Below are 11,038 nucleotides of genomic sequence, written 5' to 3'. Positions count from 1 at the left end.
TATAAGAGACAGATATGGCTCAACTACAAGACGGTAGTGGATCAGGATGGGTCGGAAGAGGCAGCCAGAAAAGTGAAGGTGGAATCATCTCAGGCAGATCAGAATTCTGAGGAGCGCGGGGATACTTCTGCAAAGCAGCCTGCTGCGGATACGGCGGAAGAGGAGGAGACTTATTATATCAAGGAAGTGGATGGTGTAGTAAAAGTTTTTGCCTGTCAGGGGGAAGAAAAGAAGTTGTATCTGATCACATCTATCCCGTTTGAGCTGCTTTCACAGACGGATCAGAACATGTTTTCCAAGGGTGTTACGAAGAAGACGAAAGCGGAGCTGGATGAGTTCCTTGAGAATTTTGATAGCTAGGGGGATGTAGATGAGAGGATCCGTGAAAAAAAGTGCATTGATCCTTGGTGTTCTGCTGTTGTCGATCGCAGCAGCAGGTCAGGTGTTTCCGGGAAGAGACAGCCAGGCAGATGTTCCGGTGGTCACTGAACGAGTGCTGGTGCCGGGCGGGCAGTCGGTCGGGGTGAGAATGGACGTCAGAGGGGTTCTGGTCGTAGGACTGGAAGAAATCGAGAATGAAACCGGCGAAAAGATCAATCCTGGACTGGTGAGCGGTCTGCAGATCGGAGATACGATCCTGTCCATCAATGGAACGAAGGTGTCGAGTGCAGATGAGGTGCAGACGCTGGTCAACGAGATACGTGATACAGTAAAACTGAAAGTGAAGCGAAATGGACAGAAGATGACAGTAACTGTCAAGCCTGTTCTGTCAAAAAAAGATGGTCTGTATAAATTGGGGATCTGGGTCAAAGACAAGACTGCAGGGATCGGGACATTGACGTACTATGATCCTGCAAACAATACATTCGGAGCGTTGGGACACGGGATCGTGGATGTGGAGACCAATTCGATCCTGCCGGTAGAATCAGGGCAGCTGCTGCAGTCTCAGGTGCAGGAAGTCAAGGAAGGCAGGGATGGAAGCCCGGGCGAGATACGAGGCATTTTTTATCACACCAGTGACCCGCTGGGGAACCTGCAAAAGAACTGTCGGTTCGGGGTGTTTGGTAAGGCGAGCAAGGCGATATCAAACCCTGTGTACAGCGACCCGATCCCGGTTGGGACGCAGGATCAGGTGGAAAAGGGCAAAGCTTATATTCTTTCTACTCTGGGTAACAATGAGATCCATAAATATGAGGTGCAGATCGAAAGAATCAAGCGGCAGAAGGAGCCTGATGACAAGAGTATGATCATTCGTGTGACAGATCCTGAACTGATTGAAGAAAGCGGCGGCATAGTACAGGGCATGAGTGGTTCGCCGATCATTCAGAATGGGCGGATCGTAGGTGCTGTGACCCATGTATTTGTCAATGATGCAAAACGAGGGTATGGTATTTTCATCCAGTGGATGCTGGAAGAATCCGCAGACTTGAAGTAGAGGACGGATGCGGCATATGTAACGGAGTGCAGGATACGGATCGGTAGAAGAGGATTTCGCTGAAAGGGCTGTTTCTTCCGCAAAATATGTGGTAGGCTTATTGTGATGTCGGATTATGTCGAATGCTGACCGAAGTTGTGTGTCATATGGGATTGGATCGGAAGATGAAAGTAGTTACAATATAGAAGTGTAAAAAAAACGTTGGGGAGGGAAGATCCATGAAGAAGATAACTTTGGGAATCGCTGATGATAATAAGGAGTTTTGCGAGATCTTGACGGATTATTTTGCAGACTTTGATGAAATCGAGGTTTCTTTCGTCTGTTATGACGGATTGAAAACAGTGGAGGGGATTCGGAGAAAACAACCGGATATTTTGATCCTCGATATGGTCATGCCGCATCTGGACGGTCTGGGTGTTCTGGAAACTATCAATGATATGGAACTGGAACAGTATCCGAGGATCATCGTGCTGTCTGCGGTCGGACAGGAGCAGATCACGCAGAAGGCTGTCAGTCTGGGTGCGGAGTATTACATAGTGAAGCCGTTTAATCTGGATGTTCTGATGAAACGTATCCATCAGATGGCGGGAAGTGAGGAACCGGATCAGGGAAAGATGCAGTTTGCCAGGGCGATTTTTGCCGGCAGAGAAACCGGGGAGGAACGTGATCTTGAAATCGAAATCACCAGTATCATCCATGAGGTCGGCGTTCCGGCGCATATCAAGGGATATCAGTATCTGCGGGATGCTATCGTGATGGTGGTTGAAGATATGGATCTGCTTGGAGCAGTCACCAAGGAATTGTATCCGGCCATCGCCAAGCAGAACAAGACGACGCCGAGCCGCGTGGAGAGGGCGATCCGTCATGCCATAGAGGTAGCATGGAACCGGGGACGTCTGGAAACCATCAACGACCTTTTCGGCTATACGGTTCAGCACGACAAGGGCAAGCCGACTAATTCGGAGTTCATTGCCATCATCGCTGACAAGCTGCGTCTGGAGCGAAAGATCGGCTAGGACTAGCATTTATGAGAGTTTACAGGTTTTCTGACAGCGATAGATCCGGGAAGATGATTTACAAAGATCTTGAATGATACTATAATAAGTCCATAGGGAGAGTGGCGTTATGACCAGCAGTGAAAGAACCGGAAATAAATACAGGATCTCGCCGGAGCTGTTTTCCAGAGATCTGGAAAGAGAGCGTGAATTTGGCATCAGTGACCTTCGGATCTATGGGTATGAAGCGGAAGCGGGAATGATGCGGATCGCCGGAGAAATCTTTGCAGAAAACGGTATTACGAGAGAACTGTGCCTCAGATGCCTTGTGATGGATCAGGCGGGAGATGTTTTGGCAGATGCGATCAATGAAGCGTACGGCGATGCTCTGGTGACCAGTCTGATCCTGCCGGAATTGTTTTTTAACGGGTTTCCTTTTGTGTTTGAGATCTACTATGAAGGAGCGAGGCGTCCTGCGCATATACGGATCATACCGGAAGAAGAGTATTGATCATGATGGGATCGGAGAACGTTAGGAAGAAGGGTGAGCATGAAAATCTGTCATAAAGAAAAGCAGGAACGGGAATATGGACTGGAAACGTTGAAAGTTTCTGCAAAGCAGCTTTCAAAGACAGGAAACTGCTGCATGCTGCAGGTGACAGGAGACTGTACAGGTGCAGTGTCGCAGACCTTGCTTCTGGTGTTTCAGGTGTATAACGATGACGGTGAAATGATCGGGGCGGATTTTAGTCAGGTGCTGCTGCCGGACACCGGCAGGGAGCATGCATTTGAAACTTTGATCGATCTGCCGTGTCAGGAGGCGGTATCCCTGATAGCAGTACAGGTGATCCCGGATCCGGGATCATGGATGATGTCAGATGTTGTTTCTAAGCTGCATGAATTACAAGTGCAGCCATCATCTGATGATGCAGCCGGAGCCGAGCATAGTCAGAGTCGGCCCCAGAGTTTGAAAGAATTTGCGGAAGACTGGGAAAACCGCTGGGCAGAATGGGAGTGGATGGATGACCATGGCCGTTAGAGAATCGCAGGCGGGTTGTTACAGCTGCGCCTGCAGGTAGCGGATAAACGCTTCTTCACGCCGATTCATCTGGTAGTAGCTGCGTTTCAGCATGACAATATCATAACTGTCAGGACAGTCGCGTATGGGGAGTTCGGCAATTCCGTATTGAGCCGAATCCACATACGTGTTTTTTTTAAGAATGGAAATGCTGTTGCTGGTCTGTACCACATCAAGAAGGCTGCCGCGATCGAACAGGTAGAGGATCTGCTGTCTGGGCTGAAGCTTAAGCAGACGGTGCTGTTCCGGATCCTGGTAGTCTTCAAAAAGAACCAGCGGATAAGCGTAGATCTCTTTCATAGTGACGCTTTCCTGATGTGCCAGAGGATGGTGCTTGGACATGAGGGCAACGGCAGGGACGCGTTCTTTCATAACGACTGCTTCCAGCTTGGTGTTTGCAGCACGTTCCTGATACATTTCACTCAGGGTATGAAAACAGTCGATGATCGCCAGACGGTACTGATTCTCATAGATACATTCGAAGTTCTGGCGAATACTGGTTTCGCGATAGGTATCGTGCGTTTCCGGGTGATCCTGCTCTTTGAAATCTACCAGGCTTTGAAGGATCTGAGCTGACCAGTTGCAGGTGATGGAGATGGTGTCGCCGATGCCGACACGCAGCGGGATCCCCTTTATTTTCTCCATTTCCGCCAGGATAGCCTTTGCAGACTGGATAAAAAGATAGCCTTCCGGGGTAGGAACGCTGCCGTTACTAGTACGTTTAAATATTGGATATCCAAGCTCATCCTCCAGGGATTTCAAGGCGGTGCTCAGGTTCGACTGAGACGTGTAAAGATTTTGCGCAGCCCTGTTAATAGAGCCGCAGCGCTCGATTTCGGCCACGTATAAAAAAGAATTTAGATTCATAACTGTTCTCCTGATATTATCTGACAAGGTGTAAATTTTGAAATGTGATAGTATATTTCGGAAACGACTGTTATATGGATAATCATATAACATATTAGAAAGCGAAATAACTACATCACCCTGTTCTTGTGCTACAATGAGAGCACCATATGGCGATCGACCAGGCATGAAGTGTCTGGATCAGCCTTTAGTCAAATTGTATACTACAATGAGGTCGTTTGCAAGAGCAAGCACATGAGTGTAAGTAAGGAGGATTTTTACTATGAATGTTAAACAGCCGGCAAGTGCATTATCGTCACCGCGTTTCTGCAATATGGGGACTTTCATGAGGATGCCAAGACTGGATTCTGCAGAGGGTCTGGATTTTGCTATCGCAGGAGCTCCATTTGATACAGCAAGCTCTTTCCGTTCCGGTTCCCGTTTCGGTCCGGCAGCGATCCGCAGCATTTCTGCCATGATGAAACCAAACAATGTTATTCTGCAGGTAAACATTATGGACAGTCTTAAAGGTGCTGATCTGGGAGACTTTAATGTAACGCCCGGGTATATCCATCCTACTTACGCAGCTATTGAGGAAGGCGTAAGCGCTATCTGTGATAAAGGTGCAGTTCCGATCATTTTAGGCGGTGACCATTCTATCACACTGGCAGAGCTGCGTGCTGTTGCCAAGAAACACGGCAAAGTAGCACTGGTTCACTTCGATTCTCACTCGGATCTTTGCGACGAGGTATTTGGACAGAAGTATAACCACGGAACGCCGTTCCGTCGTGCGCTGGAAGAAGGTCTGATCGATCCGGCTCACTCCATTCAGATCGGTATGAGAGGTTCCCTGTATGATCCGGACGAGCATAAGATGGCAGCGGAACTGGGCATGGAACTGATCCCTGCTCATAAAGTGCGTGAAATGGGATTCGATGCACTGATCAAGGAGATCCTCAACCGCGTTGGCGACACTCCTTGCTTCCTGACATTCGATATCGACTTCGTTGACCCGGCATATGCGCCTGGCACAGGCACACCGGAAGTAGGCGGATTCACTTCCTACGAATCCTTGAATCTGGTAAGAAGCATCAAGGATCTCAACTTCGTTGGATTTGATATCGTGGAGGTTCTGCCGGCATACGACACAGCTGGCGAAACGACCGCATATCTGGCAGCAAACATCGTATTCGAATATCTTTCGATCCTTGCTGCCAAGAAGCAGGCAAAATAAAGTGGCGTCTGCAAAACAAGAGAGGGAATTATGGAAAATTTAAATTTAGATGTTAAGGATCTGATTGATGATCCGGATATGCAGTCCGCGGAACTGGATGAAATAAAGCTGAGCAGAAGCAAGACGGTCAAGGGGCTGATCCTGTTTCTGGTATGCAGTATCATAGGCATCGTTGTATTCTTCGGATCTGTCACTCATGCCGATGGGAGTTCTGAAACGGTATTCAGCTTCCTGTACAACAGCTTTTTGAACCTGTTTGGACAGGGTGTGTACTGGATCCTGGTATTACTGATCGGACTGAACTTCATTCTGCACGTTTACTGTAAATATATCGATAAGGGAAAGCATTCAAATATATTGTTTGATGTGTACTCTAATGATAATGTGGTGCACACGGTGCTGTTTGCACTGGGATTCTTCTATGTGCTGGTGTACAGTCTCTGGCTGACGGCAGGCGTTGATGCACCGGAACTGATCGTTGGAGACATGACGGGCGGCAACGTGATCCCGCCGGTATGCAAGGGTGTATTCGGCATCATCATTATTGGAGCGATCTTCATGCCGTTCCTGCTGAACTATGGCGTTTTGGAAATCATTGGCGTTCTGCTGGAGCCTCTGATGCGTCCACTGTTTAAAGTTCCAGGCAAGGCCGCTCTCGATGCGACTGCTTCCTTCGTAAGTTCGTCTTCTCTGGGCGTTCTGATCACCAACCGTCTGTGGAAGAATAACGTATACACAGAAAAAGAAATGGTTGCTATTATGACCGGGTTCTCGGCAGTCAGCATTGGATTCGCCGGGCTGGTGATCGAGACTGCAGGATGCGGAAAAGATTTCGCAAAGATATATTTTATCAGCTTCATCATGGTATTCCTCGTTGAGATCATCATGGTGCGCATCCCGCCGATCCGCTGGAAGAAAGATGTGTTCTACAATGGTAAGGAACAGACTCCGGAAGATCGAAAGGGTGAAGCAAAATATACTTCCAAGACGATTCCGACAGGATGTCGGAGAGCGGTAAAGCGTGCTGCGATCGCAAGAGGAGTTCCTAAGGATATCGGTCTTAGCCTGAAGGACAGTGTTGTGATCATGCCGCAGGTGCTGACCATGATCTCAGCTATTGGTGTATCGGCCATGATCATCGCAGAATATACTCCGATCTTTACATGGCTCGGATACATATTCCAGCCGCTTCTCATGGTTTGTCAGGTGCCGGATGCTGCGGCCATCGCACCATCCATGCCTGTAGGACTCGCGGAAATGTTTCTGCCGGTTCTGGTCATGAACGGTACTGCTGCAACGGTAGCGATCAGCTATCAGGCTCGTGTATTCGTGTGCCTTGTTTCCATGGTACAGATCATCTTCTTCTCGGAGACAGCAACAGTCATGCTGGCTACCAAGTCGCCGATCAAGTTCTGGGAACTGCTGGTATGCTTCCTTGAAAGAACGATCGTAGCGATCCCGATGGCAGCTGTTGCTATTCACCTGCTTTTCTGATAGGTCACGGAAAAAATAGCAGGAACATAATGTAAAAAAACACAGCTCTTTGTTCGTTGAGAAATATGCGGACAGAGAGCTGTTCGTTTTTTGGAAAGGAAACGGCTGGTGAAAGCATGTGAAAAAAATCACAAATAGGGGTTGCATTCTGTATACACGAGTGTTATACTTTTAACAAAGTTAAGGAAAACGCATTTTCGAGAAGTTGGGAATTCTGGAAAACGGCCTTGACACAATACATTTTTCAACATATTGACAATATAATACTTATTGGTCTGATTAGAGAAAGGAGTCTGGTTATGGCAAGATTTACATTACCAAGAGACATTTATCATGGGGAAGGTGCACTGGAAGCACTGAAGAGCTTTACCGGAAAGAAAGCGATGATCTGCGTAGGGGGCGGATCGATGAAGCGATTTGGTTTCCTGGACAAGGTAGAAGCATACCTGAAGGAAGCAGGCATGGAAGTGAAACTGTTTGAAGGGATCGAACCGGATCCGTCGGTAGAGACCGTGATGCGCGGAGCTGAGGAAATGCTGAAATTCGAACCGGACTGGATCGTGGCTATCGGTGGAGGATCTCCGATCGATGCAGCGAAGGCTATGTGGATCAAATACGAATATCCGGATATCACATTCGAAGATATGTGTAAGGTGTTTGGTATTCCTCCACTTCGTAAGAAAGCTCATTTCTGTGCGATTTCTTCCACTTCGGGCACTGCAACAGAAGTAACGGCCTTTTCCATCATCACTGATTATGAAAAGGGCATCAAATATCCGATCGCTGATTTTGAGATCACGCCAGATGTGGCGATCGTAGATCCTGAACTGGCAGAGACTATGCCGCAGAAACTGGTGGCTCACACTGGTATGGATGCGATGACTCACGCGATCGAAGCTTATGTTTCCACTGCAAACTGCGACTTTACTGACCCGCTTGCACTTCACGCGATCGAGATGATCCAGACGGATCTGATTCCGTCATACAACGGCGATATGGAAAAACGTCATAGCATGCATCATGCACAGTGTCTGGCCGGCATGGCGTTCTCCAATGCACTGCTGGGGATCGTACACTCTATGGCACACAAGACAGGGGCTGCATTCGCAGATTACGGCGCACATATCATCCATGGTGCTGCCAACGCTATGTATCTGCCGAAGGTCATCGCATTTAATGCAAAGGATGAGACGGCGAAGAAGAGATACGGCAAGATTGCTGATTTCATGAAGCTGGGTGGATCTACCGATGAAGAAAAGGTTGATCTGCTGATCAAATATCTGCGCGGCATGAACGATGAGCTGAACATTCCGCACTGCATCAAGAACTACGGTGCTGACAGCTATCCGACGGAAGAAGGTTTTGTTCCGGAAGAAGTATTCCTGGAACGTCTGCCGGAAGTAGCAAAGAATGCCATCGGCGATGCCTGCACAGGTTCCAATCCGAGGATCCCGACGCAGGAAGAAATGGAAAAACTCCTCAAGTGCTGCTATTATGACACAGAAGTAGACTTTTAGGAGCACACAGAGTTCTTACAACTTAATCTGACAACTTAAACGGTATGAAAAAAGGATCGCGATATGCGGTCCTTTTTTCGTGGGCAACATTATTTACCGGCACGACTGTGGCGGGAAATCACCGCACCGGCAGCTGCTGCCGTCACTTTGCTGTATGCTGCATGGATCGCAGCCTGGGAGTGCAGGGCGAGCGTCCGGATCAGATCCTGTGCGAGAGGCTTGACTTCCTGCATCAGTTCGTTCAGGAAACAGTCCCGGGCAGGAAATCAGATCAGACGTGTTTTCCTGCAGAGGTGCTTCGGCAAAACCGGTGCACAGAACGCAGAGCTGAACTGGAACGGTGATCTTTTTTTCCATGGTGACGCAGATGCCGACGATCAGGTTGGCGGAAATTTCTCCGTTAGGACTGATGCAGAGATCTCTGCCGGCGTTGTTGGTTGCCAGGCGGCATGTGAAGCCGGAATTGCAAAGCTCTGTCAGACGCGGCAGAAAGGCGGAGCTGCCTGTGCTCGGCATACAGAGTTCAAAGAAATTGGTAAGTACCAGCGGATGGGAAGGACTTGCGATATTGACTTCAGCACAGCAGGTCATGCTGCTTTCCCGCCCGCAGCTGTCGCAGATGCAAAGATCCAGATAAACAATGATGTTTCCCCACATCCGGACATTCTGTGTACCGAAGATCGGCGTACCGCATCCTTCTTCATCACAGTGTGATGTGTCTGCGAAGATGATTTTTTCCGACGGGACTCCGTCAGGTCCGATGGTTTCCACGATCCCCCTGCAGTCGTTTAAAAAAGTCGCACCGGAAATGCCGGTTTCCATGTCGATGGTCAGGTTGTCACAGTCTTTTGCCTGAGAAGGATCGAAGATCTTTTTACAGCGGATCTCTTTGACCCGACTGATGGTGCAGCCACATGGCAGCGCCGGAGTAAACCGCAGATTCTGTACGGTTTTCATTCCGTTCATGTGGAATCGGACAGCATCGTAGACGCTCTGTACATAGATCGGGGTGGAGACAACATCCTCCAGATTACCGTTGAACGAACAGAGCGTGTTGGCATTGCAGCAGCCGCCGGATCCCGTGTTTGATGTACCAAGACAATTCATAAACTACCTCCTTATCATTCGCTGTAGTATATGAAGAAGCAGGGATCTGTGTTACAATGCTTTCAGGAAAAGGAGAACTTTCATGGAACGTTACGCAAAAGAGCAGCAGGTGCTGCGGAAACTGGAAGAAAACGGCTGGGAAGCCTGGTTTGTTGGCGGATGTGTCCGGGATGCACTGCGAGGTGAGCCATGCGATGACATCGACATCACAACCAATGCCACACCGCAAGAGGTCATGGCTGTTTTTGGTGCAGAAAATATCATCGAGACAGGGCTGGCTCACGGTACAGTGACGGTGAAGCCGCAGATGGCAGAAGTGACGACGTATCGGACAGAAGGAGCCTACACAGATCACCGTCATCCGGATCAGGTGACTTTCGTGCGGTCGCTGCGGGAGGATCTAAAACGTCGGGATTTTACCATCAATGCTATGGCGATGGACTGCCGGGGCATTCTGGCAGATCCTTTTGGCGGCCGGGAAGATTTAAAAAACGGTGTGATCCGGGCAGTCGGTGATCCGGCGGAGCGGTTCGACGAGGATCCTCTGCGGATCCTGCGGGCCTTAAGGTTTGCTTCTGTTCTGGGGTTTGCCGTGGAAGAGGGTACTGCAAAGGCTCTGCATGCGCAGCGGCATCTCCTGAAATGTATTTCGGCGGAACGCATTTATAAGGAGTTCTGCAAAACGCTTTTGGGCAGGGATGCTGCAAAGATCCTGCGGGAGTATTTTGACGTATGGTGTGTGGTGATCCCGGAGCTCACACCGCTTGATGGTTTTGTGCAGAACAATCCTCATCATGATTTTGACGTGATTGAGCATACGCTGCAAACGGTGAAGGCAGCAGCAAAGCTGGCTGATGATGCGGGACTGGCGCCAAAAGACAAATTGGATCTGGAGATGACCATGCTGTTTCATGACATAGGGAAACCGGAAGTGTACTTTGAGGACGGGGACGGTATCGGTCATTTTTATGGTCACGAAAGTGTAAGCAGTGACATTTGCAGGCGGATCCTGCAGAGACTGAAAGCAGACGGAGAGACGATCCGAAGAGTCGGCCTGCTGGTAAAGCAGCATGGCATAGAATGGAAGGATGATCGGCACTTTTTAAAGCGGCGGCTGCAAAGGTTTGGTGTGGAAAACTGCCGCATGATGCTCATGATCCGGACCGCCGATCTGAGCGGACAGTATGAAAAGAGCGAAGAAGGCGGCTTGCCGCGCTGGCGCAGCCAGCTTTGCAGGATCGAAGAGGGGATCGATATGATCCTAAAGGAGCAGATGTGTTTTTCGCGAAGCTCTCTGGCGATCGATGGACGAGATCTGATGGCAGATGGCTG

11 protein-coding genes are annotated in these 11,038 nt (G+C 49.1%); 9 read left to right on the top strand and 2 right to left on the bottom strand.

Translation table 11 applies throughout. The features are described from left to right. The 5 genes from H8876_RS06665 to H8876_RS06645 all read left to right on the top strand — a co-directional run. A partial coding sequence (locus tag H8876_RS06665) for a hypothetical protein (RefSeq protein WP_346727845.1) occupies nt 1-360 on the top strand: 360 nt, incomplete at its 5' end. Nucleotides 361-370: 10 nt separating this feature from the next. Further along, nucleotides 371-1,435 (top strand): SpoIVB peptidase, encoded by a 1,065-nt coding sequence (gene spoIVB / locus H8876_RS06660; RefSeq protein ID WP_249287083.1) that lies wholly within the window; start codon nt 371-373, stop codon nt 1,433-1,435. Between the two features lie 218 nt (nt 1,436-1,653). Further along, nucleotides 1,654-2,451 carry a sporulation transcription factor Spo0A gene (gene spo0A / locus H8876_RS06655; RefSeq protein ID WP_249287082.1) on the top strand — a complete coding sequence of 266 codons (798 nt, stop codon included), beginning with the start codon at nt 1,654-1,656 and terminating at the stop codon, nt 2,449-2,451. Nucleotides 2,452-2,560: 109 nt separating this feature from the next. Beyond that, complete coding sequence (locus tag H8876_RS06650; RefSeq protein ID WP_249287081.1) at nt 2,561-2,941, top strand: hypothetical protein; 381 nt, start codon at nt 2,561-2,563, stop codon at nt 2,939-2,941. Nucleotides 2,942-2,980: 39 nt separating this feature from the next. Next, the gene (locus H8876_RS06645) at nt 2,981-3,469 is read left to right on the top strand and encodes a hypothetical protein (RefSeq protein ID WP_249287080.1); all 489 of its coding nucleotides are present in this window, start codon (nt 2,981-2,983) and stop codon (nt 3,467-3,469) included. Between the two features lie 18 nt (nt 3,470-3,487). On the opposite strand, the gene H8876_RS06640 is transcribed toward H8876_RS06645, so the two are convergent. Beyond that, on the bottom strand, nt 3,488-4,375 hold the full coding sequence (locus tag H8876_RS06640; RefSeq protein WP_249287079.1) for a LysR family transcriptional regulator: 888 nt from the start codon (nt 4,373-4,375) through the stop codon (nt 3,488-3,490). A gap of 262 nt (nt 4,376-4,637) precedes the next feature. On the opposite strand from H8876_RS06640, the gene speB reads away from it, so the two are divergent. From speB to H8876_RS06625, 3 genes are all read left to right on the top strand, one after another. Continuing rightward, nucleotides 4,638-5,588 (top strand): agmatinase, encoded by a 951-nt coding sequence (speB, locus tag H8876_RS06635; protein WP_177265564.1) that lies wholly within the window; start codon nt 4,638-4,640, stop codon nt 5,586-5,588. Nucleotides 5,589-5,618: 30 nt separating this feature from the next. Then, nucleotides 5,619-7,082 (top strand): YjiH family protein, encoded by a 1,464-nt coding sequence (locus H8876_RS06630; protein ID WP_249287078.1) that lies wholly within the window; start codon nt 5,619-5,621, stop codon nt 7,080-7,082. 299 nt (nt 7,083-7,381) lie between these two features. Next, a complete protein-coding gene (locus tag H8876_RS06625) occupies nt 7,382-8,599 on the top strand; it encodes an iron-containing alcohol dehydrogenase (RefSeq protein WP_249287077.1) in 1,218 nt (405 codons plus the stop codon). A 93-nt stretch (nt 8,600-8,692) separates the two neighbouring features. Here the strand turns inward: H8876_RS06625 and H8876_RS06620 are convergent, their stop codons facing one another. Next, complete coding sequence (locus tag H8876_RS06620) at nt 8,693-9,706, bottom strand: hypothetical protein (protein WP_249287076.1); 1,014 nt, start codon at nt 9,704-9,706, stop codon at nt 8,693-8,695. An 82-nt stretch (nt 9,707-9,788) separates the two neighbouring features. On the opposite strand from H8876_RS06620, the gene H8876_RS06615 reads away from it, so the two are divergent. After that, nucleotides 9,789-11,038 (top strand): CCA tRNA nucleotidyltransferase (locus H8876_RS06615; RefSeq protein ID WP_249287075.1); only part of this gene is annotated, 1,250 nt, incomplete at its 3' end.

This window comes from Lentihominibacter faecis (assembly GCF_014306095.1).
Classification (GTDB): domain Bacteria; phylum Bacillota; class Clostridia; order Peptostreptococcales; family Anaerovoracaceae; genus Lentihominibacter; species Lentihominibacter faecis.
The sequence above is the reverse complement of the archived record's forward strand: the minus strand, read 5'-3'. Positions and strand labels throughout refer to the sequence as shown.

Coding starts and splice junctions, on each gene's coding strand:
- spoIVB (WP_249287083.1), top strand. CDS start 371: ATGAGAGGATCCGTGAAAAAAAGTGCATTGATCCTTGGTGTTCTGCTG.
- spo0A (WP_249287082.1), top strand. CDS start 1,654: ATGAAGAAGATAACTTTGGGAATCGCTGATGATAATAAGGAGTTTTGC.
- H8876_RS06650 (WP_249287081.1), top strand. CDS start 2,561: ATGACCAGCAGTGAAAGAACCGGAAATAAATACAGGATCTCGCCGGAG.
- H8876_RS06645 (WP_249287080.1), top strand. CDS start 2,981: ATGAAAATCTGTCATAAAGAAAAGCAGGAACGGGAATATGGACTGGAA.
- H8876_RS06640 (WP_249287079.1), bottom strand. CDS start 4,375: ATGAATCTAAATTCTTTTTTATACGTGGCCGAAATCGAGCGCTGCGGC.
- speB (WP_177265564.1), top strand. CDS start 4,638: ATGAATGTTAAACAGCCGGCAAGTGCATTATCGTCACCGCGTTTCTGC.
- H8876_RS06630 (WP_249287078.1), top strand. CDS start 5,619: ATGGAAAATTTAAATTTAGATGTTAAGGATCTGATTGATGATCCGGAT.
- H8876_RS06625 (WP_249287077.1), top strand. CDS start 7,382: ATGGCAAGATTTACATTACCAAGAGACATTTATCATGGGGAAGGTGCA.
- H8876_RS06620 (WP_249287076.1), bottom strand. CDS start 9,706: ATGAATTGTCTTGGTACATCAAACACGGGATCCGGCGGCTGCTGCAAT.